The 22,662-nt window shown below is 42.2% G+C and carries 18 protein-coding genes; 12 read left to right on the top strand and 6 right to left on the bottom strand.

Going from position 1 to position 22,662, the window contains the following annotated elements:
• Nucleotides 1-19: 19 nt before the first annotated feature.
• The 3 genes from AC4CUZ_RS00420 (at nt 20) to AC4CUZ_RS00410 (ending at nt 5,169) form a co-directional block, all read left to right on the top strand.
• Complete coding sequence (locus AC4CUZ_RS00420) at nt 20-2,101, top strand: ATP-dependent nuclease (RefSeq protein WP_005400776.1); 2,082 nt, start codon at nt 20-22, stop codon at nt 2,099-2,101.
• Nucleotides 2,098-3,831: a UvrD-helicase domain-containing protein gene (locus tag AC4CUZ_RS00415; RefSeq protein WP_005400775.1), complete on the top strand. Its 1,734-nt coding sequence runs from the start codon at nt 2,098-2,100 to the stop codon at nt 3,829-3,831. The genes AC4CUZ_RS00420 and AC4CUZ_RS00415 overlap by 4 nt, the downstream gene beginning before the upstream one ends.
• Before the next feature lie 693 nt (nt 3,832-4,524).
• Nucleotides 4,525-5,169 (top strand): HEPN domain-containing protein, encoded by a 645-nt coding sequence (locus AC4CUZ_RS00410; RefSeq protein ID WP_005400774.1) that lies wholly within the window; start codon nt 4,525-4,527, stop codon nt 5,167-5,169.
• 61 nt (nt 5,170-5,230) lie between these two features.
• Here the strand turns inward: AC4CUZ_RS00410 and AC4CUZ_RS00405 are convergent, their stop codons facing one another.
• Complete coding sequence (locus AC4CUZ_RS00405) at nt 5,231-6,421, bottom strand: MFS transporter (protein WP_005400773.1); 1,191 nt, start codon at nt 6,419-6,421, stop codon at nt 5,231-5,233.
• Between the two features lie 1,064 nt (nt 6,422-7,485).
• Here AC4CUZ_RS00405 and AC4CUZ_RS00400 point away from each other — a divergent pair.
• The 6 genes from AC4CUZ_RS00400 to AC4CUZ_RS00375 all read left to right on the top strand — a co-directional run bounded on the left by AC4CUZ_RS00400 (nt 7,486) and on the right by AC4CUZ_RS00375 (nt 13,352).
• On the top strand, nt 7,486-8,613 hold the full coding sequence (locus AC4CUZ_RS00400; protein ID WP_005400772.1) for an NAD(P) transhydrogenase subunit alpha: 1,128 nt from the start codon (nt 7,486-7,488) through the stop codon (nt 8,611-8,613).
• 11 nt (nt 8,614-8,624) lie between these two features.
• Nucleotides 8,625-8,948 (top strand): proton-translocating transhydrogenase family protein, encoded by a 324-nt coding sequence (locus tag AC4CUZ_RS00395; RefSeq protein WP_004692331.1) that lies wholly within the window; start codon nt 8,625-8,627, stop codon nt 8,946-8,948.
• A 3-nt stretch (nt 8,949-8,951) separates the two neighbouring features.
• Nucleotides 8,952-10,406, top strand: a complete 1,455-nt coding sequence (locus tag AC4CUZ_RS00390; RefSeq protein ID WP_114836402.1) for an NAD(P)(+) transhydrogenase (Re/Si-specific) subunit beta — start codon at nt 8,952-8,954, stop codon at nt 10,404-10,406.
• Nucleotides 10,407-10,503: 97 nt separating this feature from the next.
• Nucleotides 10,504-11,205 (top strand): XAC2610-related protein, encoded by a 702-nt coding sequence (locus AC4CUZ_RS00385; protein ID WP_490747129.1) that lies wholly within the window; start codon nt 10,504-10,506, stop codon nt 11,203-11,205.
• 184 nt (nt 11,206-11,389) lie between these two features.
• Nucleotides 11,390-12,727: an ammonium transporter gene (locus AC4CUZ_RS00380; protein ID WP_490747128.1), complete on the top strand. Its 1,338-nt coding sequence runs from the start codon at nt 11,390-11,392 to the stop codon at nt 12,725-12,727.
• 16 nt (nt 12,728-12,743) lie between these two features.
• Nucleotides 12,744-13,352, top strand: a complete 609-nt coding sequence (locus AC4CUZ_RS00375) for a hypothetical protein (RefSeq protein WP_005400768.1) — start codon at nt 12,744-12,746, stop codon at nt 13,350-13,352.
• Between the two features lie 47 nt (nt 13,353-13,399).
• On the opposite strand, the gene rsfS is transcribed toward AC4CUZ_RS00375, so the two are convergent.
• From rsfS to AC4CUZ_RS00350, 5 genes are all read right to left on the bottom strand, one after another.
• Complete coding sequence (rsfS, locus tag AC4CUZ_RS00370; RefSeq protein ID WP_004692321.1) at nt 13,400-13,804, bottom strand: ribosome silencing factor; 405 nt, start codon at nt 13,802-13,804, stop codon at nt 13,400-13,402.
• A gap of 75 nt (nt 13,805-13,879) precedes the next feature.
• Complete coding sequence (locus AC4CUZ_RS00365; protein ID WP_005400767.1) at nt 13,880-14,674, bottom strand: hydroxypyruvate isomerase family protein; 795 nt, start codon at nt 14,672-14,674, stop codon at nt 13,880-13,882.
• A gap of 15 nt (nt 14,675-14,689) precedes the next feature.
• Nucleotides 14,690-15,565: an NAD(P)-dependent oxidoreductase gene (locus tag AC4CUZ_RS00360; protein WP_005400766.1), complete on the bottom strand. Its 876-nt coding sequence runs from the start codon at nt 15,563-15,565 to the stop codon at nt 14,690-14,692.
• A 34-nt stretch (nt 15,566-15,599) separates the two neighbouring features.
• On the bottom strand, nt 15,600-16,388 hold the full coding sequence (locus tag AC4CUZ_RS00355; protein WP_005400765.1) for a crotonase/enoyl-CoA hydratase family protein: 789 nt from the start codon (nt 16,386-16,388) through the stop codon (nt 15,600-15,602).
• Between the two features lie 113 nt (nt 16,389-16,501).
• A complete protein-coding gene (locus tag AC4CUZ_RS00350; RefSeq protein WP_490747127.1) occupies nt 16,502-19,315 on the bottom strand; it encodes a GacS-like sensor histidine kinase in 2,814 nt (937 codons plus the stop codon).
• Nucleotides 19,316-19,468: 153 nt separating this feature from the next.
• Between AC4CUZ_RS00350 and cysM the strand changes: the two genes are divergently transcribed.
• Genes cysM through rlmD form a run of 3 tightly spaced genes read left to right on the top strand, consistent with a single transcriptional unit; the run spans nt 19,469 to nt 22,637 of the window.
• Nucleotides 19,469-20,398: a cysteine synthase CysM gene (gene cysM / locus AC4CUZ_RS00345; protein WP_005400763.1), complete on the top strand. Its 930-nt coding sequence runs from the start codon at nt 19,469-19,471 to the stop codon at nt 20,396-20,398.
• Between the two features lie 22 nt (nt 20,399-20,420).
• Complete coding sequence (locus tag AC4CUZ_RS00340; protein ID WP_005400762.1) at nt 20,421-21,242, top strand: 3'-5' exonuclease; 822 nt, start codon at nt 20,421-20,423, stop codon at nt 21,240-21,242.
• A gap of 6 nt (nt 21,243-21,248) precedes the next feature.
• Complete coding sequence (gene rlmD / locus AC4CUZ_RS00335; RefSeq protein ID WP_005400761.1) at nt 21,249-22,637, top strand: 23S rRNA (uracil(1939)-C(5))-methyltransferase RlmD; 1,389 nt, start codon at nt 21,249-21,251, stop codon at nt 22,635-22,637.
• Nucleotides 22,638-22,662: the final 25 nt, after the last annotated feature.

Below are 22,662 nucleotides of genomic sequence, written 5' to 3'. Positions count from 1 at the left end.
ATGTATTTTGGGGGGAACAATGCGTATCGAAAAAGTTAGAGTTGAGGGGTATAGACTTCTTGAAGATATTGAGATTGTATTAGAAAAGAATTCAACTGTGATTGTTGGGCGAAATAATAGCGGAAAAACATCTTTTACTAGCATATTTGATTGTTTTTGTGGTGAGTCAGGAGCCCGTTTTAGGTTGGAAGATTTTTCTAGTTTGTCTCGTGAGAAGTTTTTAAATGCAAGAAAATTGAAAGAAGAGGGGGCAAGTCCAGAGCAGATATATAATACACTGCCTATAATCACTCTTTCTTTGACATTTCGATACGATAGTGATGCCCCGACTTTAGGACCTCTTTCACCATTTATCATTGATTTAGATATGGACTCTACAACAGCGATTGCTTGTATTGAATATAGGCCTGTCTTAGCAAAAATGCATTTGTTGTTTGATTTACCTCAACCACCAGTAGGTATGGAACCTCAAATACATTTTTTTAAGTGTTTACGTAATAATTTATCAAAAATTTACGAAGTGCATGTTAGTGCGATAGATCCGACGGATAAGTCTAATAAGAGAAATTTCGAGGGTACTTCAGCATTCGCAGCATTATTACAATGTAACTTTGTTCAAGCACAAAGAACTCTTGATAAGACAAAGCTTGGTGAGGCTGATGTTATCGGAAAATTACTTAGTGAATTGTTTAAAACAGCTGCTGCACCAACGGCTACAGAATCTGATCAAGAGTTAGCTGCGAAATTAAAGAAATCTGTTGAAGATATTGAGCTTAATGTTCAAAGTGATTTTGACAAAATGCTCAAAAAGTTATTACCTGTTATGGGGGTGATGGGTTTTCCAAGTCTTAATGATACTGAATTAAGGCCTGAAACTTCATTAAATGTAGAGGCACTTTTGTCTGGGCATACAAAAGTTGTTTATAGCGGTACAGATGGTGTGCATTTACCTGAGGGATATAATGGTCTTGGTACGCGAAATTTAATCTATATGCTGCTACAACTTGAAAGCTATCACAAAATTTACCGATCTCAAATTACTCGCCCTTCAGCCCATTTGATATTCATTGAAGAACCTGAAGCTCATTTGCATCCACAGATGCAGGAAGTTTTCATTAATCAATTAAATGCTGCTATTCAAAAGCTTTCGAGTGCCTATCCAGCAGAAGACGTTTGGAATGTTCAGTTTATTATTACTACACATTCTTCTCATGTTGCTAATGCGGCATGTTTTGATGCAGTAAGATATTTCTATAACCAGAAAGATTCAGTGAAAAGTATTAGAAATACTAAAGTTAAAGATTTTAAAAAGGGCATGCAAACAATATCTTCTGCTGATAAAGAGTTCTTGCATAAATACATGACTCTGACTAAGTGTGATCTTTATTTTGCAGATAAAGTGATTATGGTTGAAGGGACAACTGAACGGTTATTAATGCCTCGCCTCAGAGAATTAGTTGATATATCCTTACCAGAACATCAAAAATTAGCAAGCCAGTATGTAACTTGTATTGAAGCTGGAGGGGCTCATGCTCATGTTTTTTATCCACTCCTCGACTTTCTTGAACTTAAGACTCTAGTCATTACCGATTTAGACTCAACTAAAATGGTGGAAAAAGAAAATAAGAAGAAAGTAAAAACCAAAATATGGGAAAAATGTCCAGTAGCTCAAGGTGAGAGAACCTCTAATGCGGCTATCAAGGATTGGTTTCGTCCTAAAGATTTAGATGAAAAAGTAATTTGGCAAATATCTCCAGCTGATTTAATTGCTAAAAATGCCATAGAAAAGCAGGTTAACTTTCGTCGAATTGCCTACCAAATCCCTGAAGATCCAAAAACTAATATTTGTGCAAGAAGCTATGAAGATGCTCTTATTTTAGCGAACCTTAATCAATTTCCATTACCAAGTGAAGACGATGTTGCTACAGAAGCTTGGGAATATGCGCAGGGACTTACTAAAGCGGATTTCGCTTTAGAATATGCAATTCGTGTAAAAGAATGGGTTGTACCTCGATATATTCGAGAAGGCCTGATTTGGCTTTCTGAATCTGATGTTCCTATACAAAATTTAGAACCATTAGACAAAGGAGGAGCAGCATGAGTCAGATTAAAGAAAATCCTGCACTAGTTGCTGCACAAGAAGCTCAGAGAAAGATCAATCAGGCTCTAGATGCGGGTTATAGTTTTAGACTTGAAGCAGGTGCGGGAGCAGGTAAGACATATTCTTTGGTAGCTGCACTCAAGAGACTAATCGACGAACGTGGTTCAACGTTAGTACAGTCAGGCAAAAAAGTTGCTTGTATTACTTATACAGAAGTTGCACGCAATGAGATTGCTCAAGAAATTGAAGATCATCCGGCAATTCTTGTTGACACAATTCATGGCTTCTGTTGGGCATTCATTCGTCAATTTCAGAAGGCAATACGTGATTTGGTAATTGAACTAAAGGATAAAAAAGAGAAAGTTGAACAAAGTGGGGGGATTGGATCACAGTTAGTAGAATATGATCTGGGATTCTTTAGTGTAGATGAGATGCGCATTACACTTAATCATGATGATATTCCTGAATTGATGGCAATGCTTTTGGCTAAGGAAAAGTTTCGGATGTTATTTAGTCAGCAATTTCCAGTAATTTTTATTGATGAATATCAAGATACTCATCGTCAATTTATGGATGCTATTACTGATTATTTTTTAAAGTCGAAGACTGGACCAATCATAGGTCTTTTCGGAGATCATTGGCAGACTATTTATAGTAGTGAGTATGAATTAGCTGAATACCCAATTGAAGAAATTGCAAAGGGTTCAAATTTTCGATCAGTTCCTGCTGTAGTAAATGTTCTAAACGCTTTACGCCCAGAGCTTCCACAAGTTGTTAGCTTACCAGAAGCCAAAGGTGAAGCTCGGTTTTTCCATACTAACAGTTATAATGGGCCTAGAACGAATACAGCACATTCAAAGGAAGATTTACCTTCTGACATAGCACGTAGTTGTCGTGAAGAGTTGATGGCTAGGTTAAGAGTAGAGGGGTGGGACTTAAAAAAGACAAAAGTATTAATGCTTAGTCACAATGTTTTGGCAGTTGAACAAGGTTATCCGAAAATTGTTGAATTATTTAGAGGTCGTACAGAACAGTTTACAAAAAAGGAAGATCCGGTCATTAGGTTCTTTGCTGAAGTAATAGAGCCAATGTGCATGGCTTATAGTTCATCACATTACGGAGATATGTTTAAGATATTGGGTGCTAGACCTGCTATTACAAAACATGAAGATAAAATGTTGTGGCGTAGAGATATGGATCGATTGCTAAAGTTGAGAATAGAAGGGACTATTGGTCAAGTTATAGACCATTTAAAGATTACTAAACGTCCATCTCTGCCTGATCGTATACTTAGAAGAGAGGAAGAGCTTATTTCATTGATGGGCATACCTGAAGTTGAAATGTCTTCAAGACCACAACGTTATAAAAAATTAAGAGAAATCCCGTATAAAGAAGTTATCGAGGTTACAAGATTTATTGAAAAGTTAACCCCTTTTGCAACCCAGCATAGTGTTAAGGGTGCTGAGTTTGATAATGTATTGGTAATCTTAGGTGGAGGGTGGAATCATTATAATTGGCCTCAGCTTCTTGAGCTACTTGAAACTAAAAAGCTGACTAAGACAAATATGAAAGGTTTCTATCGTGCTCGGAATCTTTTCTATGTATCTATATCTCGCCCAATGACGAGACTTGCTGTGCTGGCAACTCAGTCATTGTCAGACACTGCACTTCTTACAGTGAGTAATCTTTTTGGAAGTGAGAATGTTGAAGAGTTAAGTTTTGGTACATAAAATAGAATTTACGCCAAATTTACACCATAAATTATTTTATACAATTTAAGTTGTTGATATTAATTTGTTATTTTATTTTAAGTGTCCAATCCATCATCGGCGCAACACTAATTCGTGGAGATTGAGGGGTTTCAATGGTTTTGTCAGTATTCATTAAAAAATCAGGCTCTTGATCAGTGTTTATCAGCTTTTGTCTGCAAAGACATGGTGAACAACCTATGTCTTAGAGCGGAAGCGGTGCAAAGAAATATGTGGGAAATTACATGAAAATCAGATGTCGCAAAGCCAAAGCGTCAATCCATTTATTGAGCAAGATACAGCACAATGTAGTGAGCTGAAATGCATTCATTACCGATAGGAGGATCTTTGGGAGTGGACGAAAAATGAAACTCGATGCTTCATTTTATTCAGGTATTTCCGATAGCACGCAATACTATCACAAAAATGGAATACATTCATTGAGAGATATTATCTGCTTTTATCAAGCTTAGAACTTATAATTAATGGTAAGAGGAGCAGCCAATATTCATTAGATACATTGAAATATAGAAAACAGAATGTTTTTTTCGATAGAACATTCACACTGAACTAGCGGGATTTATCAATCACTATGGTCCTAGCAGGATTAAATTGAATTTAGCTTAATCATTCAGTATGTTGAATACATAGAAGAATAAAGTATAGGAAAAGCCGATGTTGCTTTTAGAAGAAATTTTTAAAACTAAAAAAGTACAACAGAGTGATGAGTTTAATCTGAGAATACATCGTGGGCTGAGTTGGCTAAAGCAGGCATTACTGCTCGATCATGATCCCGATTTACAATTTATCAGCCTCTGGATTTCCTTCAATGCGATATATGCACAAGACTTGGGGCAAAGTCAGGACAAACAGAGTTTACGTCAGTTCTTGCATTTAATTTGCCAGCATGATGTCGATCATAGAATTTATAGCATTTTATGGGACAAATTTAGTCAGCCTATTCGTATGCTCTTAGACAACCAATACACCTATCAAGGGTATTGGGACTATCAAAATAAGAAAATTGGTTTAGAGATCTGTAAGGCTCAGCTTGAACAAGAAAAGAAAAAAGTGGCGAAAGCGCTACAACAGAAACATTCGGTTGATATTTTACTGGTACTGTTTAATCGTTTATATACCTTGAGAAATCAACTGATGCATGGTGGTTCAACCTATAAGAGTTCATTGAACCGCAAGCAGCTACAAGATGGCTGTCAAATTTTATCGGCTTTACTGCCCGCATTTTTGTACATTGCTTTGGAAAATGCCGATAGTCTCGATTTGGGTAAACCTTTTTACCCCGTGGCTCAGGTCAGTTAGCGCTCAAAAAGAAGTGCCCAAACCAAAAGACAATTGACTCAGTCAACTGTCTTTTTAAGGGTTAAGCAATACCCTGTTTTTTGTTATACAGGGTATCCAGCAGAGCAAAGACACCCGCCATCATCACCAGTGTAATACCGACTAAACATGTACTGCTCCAGCCGCCGTGATGCCATGCATAGACACCCAGTGCCGAGCCACACGCGCCACCAATAAAATATAATGTCATATAGATGGAGTTCACCCGAGACTTCGCATCGGGGCGTAAACGGAAAATCACGTTTTGGTTACAACTATGTGTAGTTGCAAGCCCTAAGTTAATCAGTGCATAACCGATGATGTAGCTGATGAGTGAGCTCCCGCCTAAATATAGGAACACCCAACTGAGGGCTAACGTCCCGCAGCCGACCCAAGTCAAAAGCAGGGTATAACCGCGATCGGCCCATTTACCAATCCACTGAGTGGAGAGTGCGCCAAATACGCCGACCAAAGTTACCACGCCGACTAAAACATCCGAAAGTTGAAATGGCTCAGAGGTTAAAAGTAGGGCAATGGTTGAAAACAGCATACTCATGGCAGCAAAAGCAAATCCACCCGTGATTGAGCGAAACACCAAACGAGGCTCTTGTTGCAGCAGACTCCCCATGGACTTAAAAATGTCGAAATAGGTGATTTTAAGTTTTGGTAGTTGGGGTAGTTTTCCTTTCATCAGAAGGGCCAAAGCAAACATGGCGATGCCACTCAGCACATAAATCATTTTCCAGTGCCATAAGTCTGAGAGTAATCCAGCCACACTGGTCGACAGTAAAATCCCGACCAATAAGCCACTCATGAGGAAACCGACCACTTCTCCCGTTTTTTCAGGTTTGACTGCCATCGTGGCCAGAGGAATCAGTACTTGTGCTGCGACAGAAAAGAGTCCTGTAATAATGGTGCCTAGCCAGAGCATCGATAAGTTGGTAGATGTCGCACAGATAAACAGTCCAGCAGATGCGCCAAACATCAGGAATGGAATCAGTTTGGCTTTGTTCAGCATGTCGCCTAAGGGCACAATGAACAGTAAACCCAAAGCATAGGAGACTTGCGCAAAGGTCACGGTCAAAGCCACTTGTTCTTCTGGCGCTTGAAAGCTTTGCTGAATAGAGGAAATCAAAGGCTGGCAATAATAGTTTGCCCCTGCACATAAGCCACAGACAATTGCCATCAGCCAGAGCAGAGATTTGTCTCGACTGATGTCGAAAGAGGTATTCATAATGAGCCTTTGATGAGGGAGTATTTTTTTCAGAAAGACGTTTACATCATGTTTGAGCTAAATAGATGCATCGTTTCAGAAATTGTATACGAAGCTGGGTCAAAAGCCTAAAACAGGCGAGAAAAGACTGCATAAAAAATGAGTCGAAGATGAAGACATAGAAAATAGCATGACCTGTTCTCAGGAGAGTATTTTCGTCTAATACAATCAAAAAATAATGATATTTCGAATTTCCTGTCAAAAAATGATAAAAATCTTTAAAAAATTCTGAACGCACCCGTCTATTTTGTATGAAATTGTTGCATTCGATCATTTTCACTCATAAAGCATACCAAGCATTTGGGGCTGATTGTTGAAATATTCATCTATTTAAAGTGTTTTTGCTTAATTATGGTGCATTTTTGCTTAAGGCTAGTGCGTCAATGCACGCCATTATCATCCCATAAAATATGAAAAAAACATTTTTGTTGGTCGTTCCGCGTTTTAGATCTATTTAAACGTGATTAATCCTTCCTCGTATTTTTATATGATCCACTTCAAATATACGTTTCAGTTGGACTAAATTTTGAGCATTGGCATTTTTGATCGATGAAACATAGGAACAGGCCAATTCTAAGCTTTTGCAAATGGGGCAAAACTGTCATTCAAGTCAATGCCTGCAAAGTTTGCGCGACGGCAGATGGCAAAGCTCGATGAATGACAGGTTCGGGTTAATGTGAACGTGGTGGTTCATATTCTTGGATTGGTCAAAAAGATCAATACTGCGGAATTAAAGGACTTGGTTTTGTGCAAAAAAAGTGCAGATTTTAGTGTAAAAAGATCTGTAGCTCAGAATTTGAATAGAAATAAATCAATTTTTAAGCGGATTCAAAGTAAATAAACGAGATATCACCCAATATTTTTTATGAATCACCAGTTCAGTATATGGGTATTTATTAAATAAATAGTGGGTGTTATTTTAAAAAAGTTTCATTAGAATCCAAAAATTCATAAGAACATCCTGTGAGAAAATATTGCCTAATCGGTGATGTTTACTTTAAGAAAAACTAGCTTGAGGGACGCTCATGCAGATCGGAATTCCAGCCGAAACTGTCGTCGGTGAAAATCGTGTAGCCGCAACGCCAGAAACGGTAAAAAAGTTGATCAGTGCTGGTCATAGTGTAGTGATTGAACGTAGAGCAGGTGTGAAAGCTGCTTATATCGACAGTGCTTATGAGCAAGTCGGTGCTACGCTGACAGATGATGCCTATACCGGTAGCCAAATGATTTTGAAAGTACGTGCCCCTCAGGGTGCTGAAATTCAAAAGCTTGCGCCAAATACATCGGTTATTGCCATGTTTGACCCGTACCGTAATACGGAGCTTGATCAATTTGCATCACAACACGTGTCTGCATTTGCTTTGGAGCTACTGCCACGAACTTTATCTCGTGCGCAGAACATGGACGTATTATCTTCACAAGCTAACTTGTCCGGTTACAAGTCTGTGCTTCTTGCTGCGGCAGAGTACCAGCGCATGTTCCCAATGTTGATGACGGCTGCGGGTACTGTAAAACCTGCACGTGTCGTGATCATGGGGGTTGGTGTTGCAGGTCTACAAGCGATTGCGACAGCAAAACGTTTGGGTGCTGTGGTTGAAGCAACGGATTTACGTCCGACGGCGAAAGATCAGGTGGAATCTTTGGGTGGCAAATGGTTAGACGTACCTATGTCAGCAGAAGAGCAGCAAAAAGCAGCCGATGCTGCGAAAAATGGTTATGGCTGGATGCCAGGTGAAGACTATATCCGCGATCAAGCCATTATTGTGGACAAAGCTGTATCGAATGCTGACATCGTGATTACCACTGCACTTTTACCAGGTCGTAATGCGCCACGTCTGATTAAGGCGGAAACGGTTGCCAAAATGAAACCAGGTTCAATCATCCTTGATATGGCGGTTGAAACAGGCGGTAACGTTGAAGGTTCTAAGAATGGTGAAAATGTTGTGACTGACAACGGTGTGACCATTCTAGGGATTCCAAACATTCCGTCTACGGTTTCAACTGAAGCTTCTGCTTTGTATGCACGAAATGTCTTGAACTTTTTAGATACTTTATTTGATGCAGAGAAAAATTTTGCTATCAATCCTGAAGAAGAAATTCAAAAAGCCCTTCTAGTAACTCATGGCGGTCAAGTACTGCTGAAGCGTGGTTAAGGAGATAGATCATGGTTGAAACAATTACAATTTTCGTCCTTGCCATCTTTGTAGGCTACTACGTTGTGTGGGGCGTTACGCCTGCACTACATACACCGCTTATGGCAGTAACCAATGCGTTGTCATCGATCATCGTGGTCGGTGCAATGATTCAAACGGTGGGGATTCCTGCAATTGGTGTTGATGCGAATGTTGCATTCCAAAGTGTGAATGTGGTGAGCATCTTAGGTGCGATTGCTGTGTTCTTAGCAAGTATCAATATTTTCGGTGGCTTCGCAGTAACAGCGCGTATGCTTGAAATGTTCAAGCCAAAGCAAAAGAAAAAAGAGGGCTAATATATGGAATTCATTCGAGACTATGCGGATTGGTTCTACCTGATTGGTGCTGTCCTCTTTATCTTAACTTTACGTGGTTTGTCTGGCCCGAAGACGGCAATTCAAGGTAACCGTTATGGCATGATCGCAATGGCGATTGCTGTCGTGACTACTTTCTTCGTGGCTGATCATCCTGTGATTTGGATGATTGGTGGTGCGATGGTGCTAGGTGCGATTGTGGGTATTGCTCGTGCGCGTACTGTACCTATGACGCAGATGCCTGAAACTGTTGCTTTAATGCACTCATTGGTGGGCTTGGCTGCGGTATTAATTGCAATAGCTGCAATTCTACATAACAACCAACTGACTGCTTTATTTGCACAAAATGAAACTGCATTAACTGCTGCGGGTGTGCAACATGCACACATGAGCAAGGTTCATTTATTTGAATTGTTCGTGGGCTGTTTCGTCGGAGCGATTACCTTTACAGCGTCTGTATTTGCTTATGGTAAGTTGGCTGCGAAAAAATGGGCAAAAACCATTTCTGGTGCATGGGTTAAACCTGTACAAGCACTGATTTTCCTTGCAATGTTGGCATGTGGTGTGTACTTCTTCACAACAGGCAACATGAATGCATTCTGGGCTATGACTGCACTTGCACTTGCATTTGGTTGGGTGTGGATTGCACCAGTCGGCGGCGGTGATATGCCAGTGGTGGTATCGCTATTGAACTCCTTCTCTGGTTGGGCAGCAGCAGGTATTGGTTTCACACTTGAAAACAATATGTTAATCGTTGCGGGTTCACTGGTGGGTTCTTCAGGTGCGATTCTGTCTTACATCATGTGTAAAGCCATGAACCGTTCAATCATCAACGTTTTGTTTGGTGGTGCAATGGGCGGTACAGCGGTAGCTTCTGCGGACAAAGGCGAACAAGCACAGCGTAACCATCGTTCTGGTTCAGCAGATGACGCAGGCTTCTTGATGTCAAATGCAGACAGCGTTGTGATCGTACCAGGTTATGGTATGGCGCAAGGTCGTGCACAAAATGCTGTGAAAGAACTGTGTGAAATCTTGAAAGAACAAGGTGTAAAAGTGCGCTTTGCCATTCACCCAGTTGCAGGTCGTATGCCGGGTCACATGAACGTACTTTTGGCTGAAGCAGACGTGGCTTATGAAGACATCTTAGAGATGGATGAGATTAACTCAGACTTCCCTGCAACAGATGTGGTGCTTGTGATTGGTGCGAACGACGTGGTGAACCCTGCGGCGAAAGACGACCCAACATCTCCAATCTATGGCATGCCAATTCTTGAAGCACATAAAGCACGTACCATTATGGTCATCAAACGTTCTATGGCGACAGGTTATGCAGGTCTAGACAACGATTTGTTCTATAACGAAAAAACCATGATGATCTTCGGTGATGCGAAGAAAGTGGTTGAAGATATGACCAAAGCAATCAATGGTGGTGGACACTAATCCTCCTCCTAGAGTGTATAAAGACCACCTTCGGGTGGTTTTTTTATGTTTGCAGCTTTTGCTAAGATGATGTTTAACTTTTCAATAAGAAAACAATATGAACATAAATCAGATCTGGTTTCAGGTGCTGCTGATCTTTGGTGGGTGCGTTTTGAGTCAAGCTACTCAGGCTCAGGTCTTCGAAATAAAAAATGCATCGAAACGCTATGATGTAAAAATGACGACGAACTGCACGGACAGTAGCTGTGATGGACAAGCCAATATTGATCTTTACCTAAAAGGGACAACACAGCACTTTCAGCATTTTTCCTCGGCTGAATTGACGATAGATTTGGACGAAACTTACAAACCGTCTGTCAATGTGGTGCAGCTTTATGGTGAGCAAAGCGCATTAATTTTTGCTGACTTTAACTTTGACGGGAGTGAGGATGTAGCCATCCGTAATGGTAACTATGGTGCCTATGGTGGACCAACCTACGATGTTTATGTCTTTCATCGAACCAAGAATAAATTTGTTTTGAGTGAGGAGTTGTCGGCCTTAACCCATGAAAATTTGGGCATGTTTGAGGTCGATCCAAAACAGAAAAGAATCTTAACCTTCAATAAAAGTGGGTGTTGTTATCACATCCGTTCGGAATATATCGTGATTCCTAAACATGGCTTGAGTTTAGTCAGAGAATTTATTGAAGATGCAACAGTTCAAGCGGGAAAGGTTAAAGTGACAGAGCGAACGCTGAATCTTGGTCGTTGGATAGAGAAGGTCCACTATTATGCTGTGGATGAGTACTATAAAAACTAAAAGCTATGTTTTATCAATCCGCTTATAAATTCATTTTGACCTCTTGTATGGTGTATCGCTTTTTCACCTTGTTTGAATTGTCCATTTATATTGGTGGGCATGGATCATGATTAAATATCTGTAAGGTGTTGGAACACTGGCATTGATTTTGCAGTTGAGATGAATAATCTTTGGGGGATTATTCATGAAAAAAATAAAATACTTACTCTTCTTTGTGTGCTGTATTGCCTTACCCAGTTTTGCCGCAGAGTCCCTGCCAACACAGACTCAAAATATTCAAGAAATTCGCCTCTCGCTTGACAGTGTCTGGGTGGTGCTGGGTGGCATTTTGGTGTTTTTCATGCAAGCAGGTTTTGCCCTGATTGAAAGTGGTTCGGTGCGCTCTAAAAACACCATTAATGTACTCATGAAAAACTATATGGATGCGTGTTTAGGGGGCCTGGTCTTTTGGTTGATTGGCTTTGGTTTGATGTTTGGTGTCAATTCGAGTGGTTGGATAGGGACCTCGCATTTTGCACCCAATGCCATGGATGACTGGCACTGGAACCTCTTGTTCTTTCAAATGATGTTTGCTGCCACCGCCACGACGATTGCCAGTGGGGCGATGGCTGAGCGGATTCACTTTGTGGCGTATATCGTGAGTGCTGCGGTGGTCAGTGGCTTGATCTACCCGATTTTTGGTGCATGGGCTTGGGGGAGCTTATTTGATGGCGAAGGTTGGCTAAAAGCTATGGGCTTTATCGACTTTGCTGGTTCAACAGTGGTGCATTCGATTGGTGGATGGGTGGCTTTAGCGGGAATTATTGTGTTGGGGCCTCGTTTAGGGCGGTTTGGGCGCAATGGACAGGTCCATTATTTGGCAGGACATAATTTACCGTTAGTGGCCCTAGGCGGTTTTGTTCTATGGCTAGCATGGTTTGGTTTTAATGCGGCCTCTACTGTGAAGGCAGATGTGAGTATTGGGCGGATTGCCTTGAATACACATTTGGCGGCGTGTGCTTCGGCGGTTGCCTATATGGTTTATACCCTAATACGTGGTAAAGCAATTTTAATGCGCGGCACCATTAATGCCTCACTAGGCGGACTTGTTACAATTACGGCGGGCTGTGCAACCATGAGTCCAGTGTATGCCATCATCAGTGGTGCGGTTGCAGGTGTGCTGGTCAGTATTTTACCAGTGGTGATGGAAAAACTTCGCTTGGATGATGTAGTCGATGCGGTGACTGTGCATGGTTTTTGTGGAGCATGGGGCACATTGGCTGCGGGGTTGTTTTTTGAAAACCAAATGTTTAATGCGGGGATCATTGCGGTACAAGGCTTGGGTATTTTAACAGCCTTTGCTTGGGGTTTTGGTGTGGCGTTGATCGTCTTTAAAGTTTTAGACGTCGTGCTTGGTGGTTTGCGGGTGAGTAAACAACATGAACAACGTGGCTTGGACTATACCGAACATGCAGAACTGTCTTATCCCGAGTTTCAGCGTGATGTGACGTTTGAAACTGATGATATGACCAAACGTCATTAATGAAAGAGGATAGCTCATGTCGACCGAAACATTAACTATTTTACAAAAACGCCAAGCGATCGAACGTGGATTGAGTCAGTACTTACAAGGAACACTTTTAGAGCAAGTATTGAATCACTGGGAAGCGAAATATGGTGATCAACCCTCCTTTGTCCTGAATCGTTTTTTGAGTGAAATTTGCACCACAGAGGAATTACGTTACTTCCGAAAAGACATGCTCAAAAATGTCTTGGCAGAGATGGCCCAAGTTGAAAAACAAGTGTTGTTGAACCCATCTGCAAAAGCATCGAAAAGTGAACAAGGGGGAGCAGTGTTACTCGATGCATTGACGTTTTTTATGCAAAATATCTGTCAAGCAGTCAAAGCCGTTGATGTGCAGGAGTTTGAGCGTGAGGTGAAAACGCAGCTAGGCGCTTTATCCATTGTGGTCGATAAGTATCAGGCCTTGAATGATCGAGCAGTACTCGAAGCTTTGCCCATGACTCAATATGCGCAGGTCTTGACAGTCTGTTATGAAAATTATTGTGAATTTTATGGTCCAGCAAAAGCAGATCAACTCTATGCCCATGTGAAGCGCCAAGTGAAAGAGCGTTACCCAATGGTCGATATGCATCGCTTAATTTAAAGAAAATTAGACATAAAAAAAGCGACCTTCAGGTCGCTCTTTTCATATTAGGCTACAGTTTCTTCTGGGGCTGCACGCCAAAGGCTTTCTAAGTCGTAGAAACGACGTGCTGTTGGCAACATCACGTGCACAACAACAAAGCCAAGATCAATCAAGATCCATTCTGCATCACGTTCGCCTTCGACACCGAGAGGGCGGAAGCCTGCTTTACGTGCTTCTTCAGCAACGTTATCAGCAAGTGCTTTGATGTGACGCGTTGATGTACCGCTTGCAATCACAATTGCATCAGCGACGTTGCTGATTAGGCTGACATCAATCGCTAAAATATCTTTTGCTTTTACATCTTCAAGGGCTTCATGTACAACTTTTAAGCAAGCTTGTACGTCGGCAGCTTGGGTATTCATTGCGAAATCGTGAGAATTAGAAGCGCTGGGCGATGGTTCTAAATTCATAAAGGGAATTTTTCCGGACAATAACTCATCTTATAATATAGCGTTTTTAGGCGAAAATTTCAAATCCGCAATGGTTCAACTTTGAGGATGTGCAGCAAAGTATTTTGCCTTCCATGCAAAGGACTGAGTTGAAACAGTTTTTGGTCGATATTCCGCCGCAATAAAACCGTCATAACTGCTGTGTTGTAGCCATTCAAAAATATTTGCATACATAATTTGTGCAGTATCTGGTTCATGCCGTCCCGGACAGTCTGCAAATTGGATATGACCAATATCTTGAATATTTTCTTGTAGCCCTTGCAACACATCTTCACCCATCATGGCCATGTGATAGCAGTCGTATTGCATTTTAAGCGCAGGGTGTTGTACTGCTTCTAGCATTTCCTGTGCTTGGGCAATATTTTGTACTAAGAAGCGTGGCATATCTGTGCCGTTGATCATTTCAAAGACAGGTTGAATGTCATGTTCACTGAACATGTGGCAGGCCAGTTTCAGGTTTTTGGACAAGGTATTTAAACAGGGCAGTAGGTCGGCATCTAGGGGTTGTTTACCCGCAAGGATATTCACACTTGGCACTTTGAGTGCGCTGGCATATTGTACTGCTAACTGAAGAGCGCGATGAAACTCTAACTCTTTGCCGGGGACACCTGTGAGCCCATTTCCACCAGTCATTAAGTCGCCCGCAGGAACGTTAATGAGGCAGAGGCTTAAGTCATGAAGCGTAAGCTGAGTTTGAATTTGTTCAATGCTGAGTTCGTAGGGAAATTGGATTTCCACATGTTTAAAGCCTGCGGTTTGAGCCAAAGCAAAACGCTCAAGCAGCGGCACTTCGGTAAAAATCATGGATAAATTTACAGCAAGTTTGGTCATGATTTTCTCCTGATTTTATTTGGCTTTTTGTTCTACTTGTAATATGACTGAGGCAAGATCAGCTTCAGCATAGCCTTGTTGTTGGTGTGCTTGCAATTGCTGAAGTGCTCGCGCTGCAACAGGAATGTCGAGTTGGTGCTGCGCAGCAAGTTGCACAGCATTGTTCAAGTCTTTGGACAGGGTTTGAACTTTCCACTGTACGGGCTCAAACAGGTGAGTCGCCATACGTGGACTTAAAATTTGAAAGGGTTTCGAATCGGCAAAACCGCCTGCAAGCGCAGGTGCAAGTAAGCGAGTGTCCACGCCAGCTTTGGCTGCTAAAGCAACTGCTTCTGCAATCAGAGTGCTATTGGCTGCCACAATCAGTTGATTACAAATTTTGGTGGCTTGTCCTGTTCCAGTGTTACCCATACAGGTGACACGTTGAGACAAGATATTATAAATCAAAGACAAGTCTTGAATCGTCTGTGTATCGCCACCAGCAAAGATGACCAGCGTACCTTGTTCCGCACCAATAGTTCCCCCTGAAACAGGTGAGTCGATCCATTGCACCTGTTTTTGTTCGGCACGTGCTGCAAGACTCAGGGTTTGTTCCACTGAAAGACTGGAAAAGTCGATGATCACTTGCTTCGCCGTCAAAAACGGTTCGATTTGTTCATAAACGCTGAGTGCGGCTTTGTCGTCCGCTAAACAGGTCAGAACTACTGGATATTCGGCAATATTTTGTAGCGCTAAGTCTGTCGCTCCCAAATCAATGAGTGCATCGCAGGCACTACTGGTGCGGTTCCATACAGCGACCTCAAGACCTGCTTGAAGTAAGCGGGTGGCCATACGGCTGCCCATGAGTCCCATGCCGAGAAATGCAATTTTAGTGTGTCGATCGAAACTCATGGGACCCTCTTTGATTGTCAGTGCTTAAATACTCTTATTTGTATTGGCGTGGTAGATACTGCACGTCGGGTTGTTTATCTTTTTTACGTGCGATTTGGCTGTTTTTACCTAACAGTAATTTGAGTTGCCAAATTTTTTCCAAACGTAAGGATTTTTTAGGCTCATGCTGCATGGCATCCAGCACATATTTTGAGGCCATAAGTGCATCTGGTGAGCGTTGTAACATTTCTTCTGCAATGGCTTGGGCTTTAGCAAGCGGTGATTCATCAAGATGTGTGACTAAGCCAATTTCTTTGGCATAAGTTGCATCGAAAATACGTGCCGTAAGTGTTAATTCTTTGGCAAGATCTAGTCCGATTAGACCTTTCAAAGAGCGCGTCAGTCCCATATCCGGAACCAGTCCCCAACGGCTTTCCATAATCGACATTTGGGTTGCAGGATGTGCCACACGAATATCCGCCGCTAAAGCCAATTGCATGCCAGCGCCAAAGCAAAACCCTTCAATCGCGGCAATCACAGGAACAGGCAGTTCTTGCCAAATTAGGAAGGCTTTTTGAAAGAGGCTTTGTCCAGGTTTGATCAGTTCCCACGCGGCATAGGCACGATTCTTCGGATTGTTCAAATCGGCAAGATCAATGCCTGCACTAAAGACTTGCGCTTCACCAGTGAGGATGACACAACGAATGCTGCGGTCTTTTTTAATTTTTTCAGCAGTTTTAACCAACTCGCGCAACAGGTCGAAACTCATCGCATTGCGTTTGTCTGGGCGGTTAAGTGAAACAGTGGCAATGCCGTTTTTGTTTTCAATGCGAAGTAAAGCCATGATGAGAACTCTTATTTTTTGCTCGCATGGAGCATAGCATAGCTCTCGTGCGGATAAATGACACCAAGAGTCACGTCGCAATTTGTCTTTCGTGCCATGCTCTTTTGAATGTTTTATGGGATATGTTTGATTAAAATTTGCTGTGCCGCATGTTGTACTTGTTCAATCACAACTTTGAGTTCATTGAAACGCTTTATGGTTTCTTGAACAAATTGTTCATCGGCTTTACGACGTTCTTTACGTAAGGTTGAAACAAACTGTTCAAATGTCCCTGTTGCTTCTTGTAAGTTGGGTACACCGACATAGCGTGTTGCACCATACAGACGGTGTAGCACATGCTCCAATTGTGGGAAATCTTCCATTTCAATCAACTGCTTCATTTCATGCAGCTCAGTATCAAAACTATCCATTAACATACGCAGTAAGTCGACTGCTAAGTCTTCTTTGTTGGCGGCTAACTGTAAGCTTTGCTGCCAGTCGAGTACCTTCGGATCAAGTGCTTCAATCACGATGGCTTTTTCAACGGGTGAGCCTTTGTTGAAACGATCAGTGGTCCAATGGGTCAGGATTTGGATAATCTGATCAATTTGAATCGGTTTGGTGACATAGTCATCCATGCCGACTTGCAGTAGTTTTTGTTTTTCATCGGCCAATGCATGTGCGGTGAGGGCAATGATGGGCAAACGCTTATGGTTTTCAATGGTTGACTCCAGCGCACGAATGGCACGTGTGGTATCGACACCCGACATGACAGGCATTTGAATATCCATAAATACCAAATCAAAAGCTTTGCTGTCGTGTTCAGCGCTCTCTTGTAAAATCTCTAAGGCTTGTTGGCCGCTTAAAGCTTTTGTTGTCGTGACATTCAATTCGCCTAGTAGTGCTTCAAGGACAATCAGGTTAGGGAGATGGTCATCCACCGCTAAAATATGTAAGCCTTGACCATTGAAGGACTCCATTTCGTCTTCTTCAAATAGCGGTTGATTGCTGAGCAATTGAATCAAAGCACTCCGACTGAGCGGTTGGTATAATGGTCGTGCGCGATATTCATTCAGCGTGGTCAAATCGAGTGACATCTGGTAACCATAAACCGCAAGGTTACCGCTATAACGCTGACGAATTTCTTTTAATAAGGCTTCGGTATCACCACTGTGATCAACAATTAACCATGTATTTTCCACATCTTGAGGCAGTCTGTTGAGGTGGCTGAACAAGTCTAAAATTGAACTCGATTCGATGTGTTCCACAGCATAGTCTTCAAGATAATGACGCAGAATATTGGCCGTTGCAGGATGCGCCAAATACGAGACCACTTGCATGTCGCTAAATTGAGGATGTTCAACGTACTCATCTTCTTCATTGACCATAAACATGGCGGTAAACCAGAAGGTGGAACCTTTTTCGGTGGGCGCGCGTTCTTGGTTGTCCTCAAATCCAATTTGCCCCTGCATCAAATGCACCAGCTGTTTGGAAATCGCTAAGCCTAGACCTGTGCCGCCAAATTGACGCGTGACCGAAGCATCACCTTGCGAGAAAGACTCAAACAGTTTTTTACGGTCGGTTCCACTGAGTCCGATACCGCTGTCTTGTACACTAAAGTGCAATAGGCACTGTCCAATATCATCTTGTTCCATTCTTGCGCGGACGATGATCTCACCATCAGGAGTAAACTTAATGGCATTGGAAATCAGGTTGGTTAAAATTTGTTTGAAGCGTAGGGCATCTCCAACCACATGCTTTGGCACATTGTCGGCATAGTAAAAGGCCATATCGATATGCTTTTGTGCAGCAAGAGGAGACAGCATATCCATAACATCAAAAATTGCTTCTTCTAAATCAAAAGTTGCAGTATCGAGTTCTATTTTACCTGCATCAATTTTTGAAAAATCTAAAACATCATTAATCAGTGCCAGTAAGTGTGCAGATGATTTTCGGATGGTTTGTAAATACAGGTTTTGATCATTGTTGAGGTTGTCTTGACGCAGTAACAGGTGAATAAAACCATCAATACTGTTCAGTGGCGTGCGCAGTTCATGGCTGATATTGGCCAAGAATACAGACTTGGACTGACTTGCTGAAATGGCTTGGTCACGCGCTTGACGATAGGTAATGTTTTGCACTTCTAAAGTGTCAAGGGTTCGACGTAAATCGTCTTCCGTTTGCTCAGTGTGTTCTTTCAATTCTAAAAAACTAAAATGCAGGCGTTTCACCACATTGGCAATATCGCGCTGTAGTAAGCGTAATTCACCGGTGCTGTTAATCAGCATGTGTTGATCGAGGGTGTCGGCATTTAAACGTTGCAGCTGCATGCGAATTTCATACATCGGCGCAATCCAGCGACGCGAGTAGAAATTTAAACAGAGTAAAAGTAGTAATAGTGTCAACAGACCTGTCGCAATCAACACAATCAACACGCGATAACGGGCAATTTGTAAGGGCTGGTTATCTAACTCAACCACCAACTGCGCAGGCGTGCCTGTAAATTGGTTGATGGGCAAACCATATACTGTATTACCTTTAAAATTCATTGGGCCAAAAAAATCAGTATTTTTTTTCAGCGCAGGCCACGGCGCTTGGTCTTGGTAGCCAATGCTGAGTTTGTTATTGCCTTTTTCATCAATAATTGCGGCACGAATCAGATGTTTTTCATCTAACATCTTTTGCATCAAATAACGTGCATTTTCATACTGCCAAGGGGAGGCATTCACCAAATTGATCGCCGCTTCCGCATCTAGCTGATAGCGCGTTAAAATCGCTATCGCCATTTGTCGCTGTTGGGCTTTGGCGGCATTTGAAGTTTCGGTAATAACCAGTAATGCACCTACACAAGCCAAGATCATAATCGGCACGAAAATAAGTGCAATGAGCTGTCCATAAGCATGGTTTAAGTGCAGACGATTAAATAACTTTTTATTGATATTTGACATGGTGCAAGTGATTTATTCCCTATGCTTTGAAGTGTAGCACGCTTTATAAAAAATCGATGGTGCTTTAATCACTTTCACGAAAAAGCACGCTAAATGGGTGCAGGGACTGGCATTTTTCCATACAATAGGCGCACCTCGATCAAGGTGCAAAGAATGAGTACTACATCCACTGATTTTCAAGCAGACGAATTTTTGTTAGATCACTATGTTGGAAAAACTCCACTGGTGCGTTTACAGCGTCTGGCAAGTCACACTCAAGCAACAGTATTGGCAAAGTTAGAAGGCAACAACCCCGCAGGTTCTGTCAAAGACCGTCCCGCGTATAATATGATTATGCAAGCGGAAAAGCGAGGGCAAATCCAGCCGGGCGATACCTTGATTGAAGCGACCAGTGGAAATACCGGCATTGCACTGGCGATGGTTGCTGCGATGCGTGGCTATCAGATGAAACTGATTATGCCCAACAACATGAGCCAAGAACGTAAAGATGCAATGCGTGCTTATGGCGCGGAACTGATTGAAGTGACCAAAGAACAGGGCATGGAAGGTGCACGTGATTTGGCTTTGCAAATGCAAGAAGAAGGCAAAGGGCATGTACTCAACCAGTTTGGTAATCCTGATAATGTTGAAGCACATTATTTAACGACTGGGCCTGAACTTTGGCAGCAAACAGGTGGCAAAATCACTCACTTTGTAAGTTCAATGGGCACTACAGGTACCATTATGGGGGTCTCTAAATATCTCAAAGAGATGAACCCCGACATTCAAATTATTGGCTTACAGCCATCGGATGGTTCAAGTATCGCAGGGATTCGCCGCTGGCCTGAAGAATATTTACCAACGATTTTTGACCGCAGTCGGATTGATCAAATTATTGATATTCCGCAAATTGAAGCGGAAAAAACCATGCGTAAATTGGCGCAAAAAGAAGGGATTAGCGCAGGAACTTCTTCAGGTGGTGCGGTGTGGGCATCGATTAAAATTGCTGAAGAAAACCCTGGTGCTGTCATTGCGTGCATTATTTGTGACCGTGGTGACCGTTATTTATCGACGGGTCTTTTCTCTGTGGTCGATCCTGAATAAAACAATAAAAGAGAGTCCTGCTATGCGTTTACCTGTTCTCACCTTTGATATTGAAACAATGACAGATTTGAGATCGGGGGCGCATTTATATGGTTTAGATTTGCCTGAGGCTGATTTGGAGGCGGCACTGACCAAATTGCGTCGCCAAGAGTCTGGCATGGATTTTCAGCGTTTGGCTTTGCATGAAATTGTGTGTATTTCAGGCTTATGGCTGGATGACCAAGGCCAGATGAAACTTTTTTCTTTTAACCGTGAGCAATATTCGGAAGCAGAAATCCTCAGTAAGTTTTTATCCATATTTGATAAGCGCTTACCAACTTTAGTGAGCTGGAATGGTGCTCAGTTTGACTTACCTGTAATCATGCTTCGTGCTATGTATCATGGTTTAACTGCACCTGCTTTGTTCGATCAGGGCGAAATTGACACACAAAAGCGCTATAATAACTATCAGAACCGTTATCATCAGCGTCACATCGATCTGATGGATGTGATGGCAATGTTTAATGGACGTCATTTCCAAAAGCTAGATGATGTTGCTCATTTATTGGGGTATCCCGGTAAACGAGGCGATGGGGCTTATCATGTACCTGAATATGTTCGGGCTCAGGAATGGCTCAAACTCACCAGTTATTGTGAAGGTGATGTGCTAAATACATGGTTGGTGTATTTGCGTTGGCTCTTGCTCAAAGGGCAATTGCTCGCTCAAGACCACCGTCATTTTATCGATCAAACCATCCAGTTTTTACAGGCTCAACCGCAGCATCAAGACTTTTTGTCGGTGTGGCGTGAGACCTCACAGCAGACGGCTTTTACCGCTGCCGATTTTTCTCCTTCCCATCTTTAGGTACACATGAAACATAGAGCCAAACCTCGTCCAACTCAACAGCCCAGTTATATTTTTCAGGTTGAGTCACTTTCGCATGAAGGACGCGGCATAGCGCACTATGGTTCGCATCCAGACCATCCTGCGGACAAGCAGGGTAAAAAAGTCTTTATTAGCTATGCGTTGCCGGGTGAAACGGTTAAAGCGCAGATTACCCATGCGGTAAAGCGTTTAGAGGAAGCCGATGCTGTTCAACTCCTCAGTGAAGCCTCTACTTTTCGTGTTGAGCCGAAGTGCCCGCATTTTAAAAGCTGTGGTGGCTGTAATATGCAGCATATTCATCCCGATGAACAAATTCGCTTAAAGCAAGATGTGCTTAAATCACATTTGCAGCATTTTGCGGGGATTCAACCTGAACAATGGTTGCCGCCTTTGCGCTCTTTACGTGAAGACTACCGTCGTAAAGCACGCATTGGGGTACGTTATTTGCCGCACAAAGACCAATTGGTCGTGGGTTTTCGAGAGCGTCAAACCAATAAATTGACTTCAATTGATCGTTGTTTGGTGTTAGATCAAGCGTTTGGTTCGATCACACGCTTAAAGCAGTTACTCCAAAGTCTAACAGCCAAAGCGGCTATTGGTCATATAGAATTGGCCATGGGGGATTGTGACATCGCCCTCACGGTGCGACATACTGAAAAATTAAACACAGAGGATGTCAACCGATTAAAACAATTTGCGTTAGACAGAGGGTGGCAGTTGTATTTACAAGCTGCAGGCCCAGACAGTCTAAAGCGTATGGATGATGAACATGCAGAGATGCGTTTACATTATCGTTTAAATGATTTTGATGTGGCATTTGGATTTAACCCACACGACTTTACTCAAGTAAACTCAACCATTAACCCGCAAATGGTGAAATTGGCATGTGACTTGCTAGATTTAAAACAAGGAGAACGTGTTCTCGATTTGTTCTGTGGTCTAGGAAATTTCTCTTTGCCTTTGGCTCGATGCGTGGGTGAAACAGGACAAGTGGTTGGTGTTGAAGGCAGTGAAGAAATGGTTCAACGTGGTGCAGAAAATGCGGAACGTAATGCTCTTGGCCAGTTGAAGTTCTTTTCACAAGATTTAACAAAAGATTTCTCGCATCATTCTTGGGCAAATCAAGGATTTGATGCATTATTGATAGATCCTCCACGTGCAGGCGCAGAGGAAATAATGCATTATATGCCTAACTTTGGTGCAAAAAGAATCGTTTACGTGTCGTGTAATCCAGCGACACTCGCAAGGGATGCGGGGCTGTTGGTACAACAGGGTTATCGATTAGTCAAAGCCGGTGTGATGGACATGTTTACCCACACAGGTCACGTTGAGTCGATAGCATTGTTTGAAAAAGATAATGAGATAAACGATTAAAGAATATGAAGCGTAAAAGTGTAGG

This window comes from Acinetobacter sp. 789_lipA (assembly GCF_058242845.1).
The sequence above is the reverse complement of the archived record's forward strand: the minus strand, read 5'-3'. Positions and strand labels throughout refer to the sequence as shown.

Excerpts from the sequence above, each read along its gene's own strand:
- AC4CUZ_RS00420 (WP_005400776.1), top strand. The coding sequence starts at position 20 with ATGCGTATCGAAAAAGTTAGAGTTGAGGGGTATAGACTTCTTGAAGAT.
- AC4CUZ_RS00415 (WP_005400775.1), top strand. The coding sequence starts at position 2,098 with ATGAGTCAGATTAAAGAAAATCCTGCACTAGTTGCTGCACAAGAAGCT.
- AC4CUZ_RS00410 (WP_005400774.1), top strand. The coding sequence starts at position 4,525 with ATGTTGCTTTTAGAAGAAATTTTTAAAACTAAAAAAGTACAACAGAGT.
- AC4CUZ_RS00405 (WP_005400773.1), bottom strand. The coding sequence starts at position 6,421 with ATGAATACCTCTTTCGACATCAGTCGAGACAAATCTCTGCTCTGGCTG.
- AC4CUZ_RS00400 (WP_005400772.1), top strand. The coding sequence starts at position 7,486 with ATGCAGATCGGAATTCCAGCCGAAACTGTCGTCGGTGAAAATCGTGTA.
- AC4CUZ_RS00395 (WP_004692331.1), top strand. The coding sequence starts at position 8,625 with ATGGTTGAAACAATTACAATTTTCGTCCTTGCCATCTTTGTAGGCTAC.
- AC4CUZ_RS00390 (WP_114836402.1), top strand. The coding sequence starts at position 8,952 with ATGGAATTCATTCGAGACTATGCGGATTGGTTCTACCTGATTGGTGCT.
- AC4CUZ_RS00385 (WP_490747129.1), top strand. The coding sequence starts at position 10,504 with ATGAACATAAATCAGATCTGGTTTCAGGTGCTGCTGATCTTTGGTGGG.
- AC4CUZ_RS00380 (WP_490747128.1), top strand. The coding sequence starts at position 11,390 with ATGAAAAAAATAAAATACTTACTCTTCTTTGTGTGCTGTATTGCCTTA.
- AC4CUZ_RS00375 (WP_005400768.1), top strand. The coding sequence starts at position 12,744 with ATGTCGACCGAAACATTAACTATTTTACAAAAACGCCAAGCGATCGAA.
- rsfS (WP_004692321.1), bottom strand. The coding sequence starts at position 13,804 with ATGAATTTAGAACCATCGCCCAGCGCTTCTAATTCTCACGATTTCGCA.
- AC4CUZ_RS00365 (WP_005400767.1), bottom strand. The coding sequence starts at position 14,674 with ATGACCAAACTTGCTGTAAATTTATCCATGATTTTTACCGAAGTGCCG.
- AC4CUZ_RS00360 (WP_005400766.1), bottom strand. The coding sequence starts at position 15,565 with ATGAGTTTCGATCGACACACTAAAATTGCATTTCTCGGCATGGGACTC.
- AC4CUZ_RS00355 (WP_005400765.1), bottom strand. The coding sequence starts at position 16,388 with ATGGCTTTACTTCGCATTGAAAACAAAAACGGCATTGCCACTGTTTCA.
- AC4CUZ_RS00350 (WP_490747127.1), bottom strand. The coding sequence starts at position 19,315 with ATGTCAAATATCAATAAAAAGTTATTTAATCGTCTGCACTTAAACCAT.
- cysM (WP_005400763.1), top strand. The coding sequence starts at position 19,469 with ATGAGTACTACATCCACTGATTTTCAAGCAGACGAATTTTTGTTAGAT.
- AC4CUZ_RS00340 (WP_005400762.1), top strand. The coding sequence starts at position 20,421 with ATGCGTTTACCTGTTCTCACCTTTGATATTGAAACAATGACAGATTTG.
- rlmD (WP_005400761.1), top strand. The coding sequence starts at position 21,249 with ATGAAACATAGAGCCAAACCTCGTCCAACTCAACAGCCCAGTTATATT.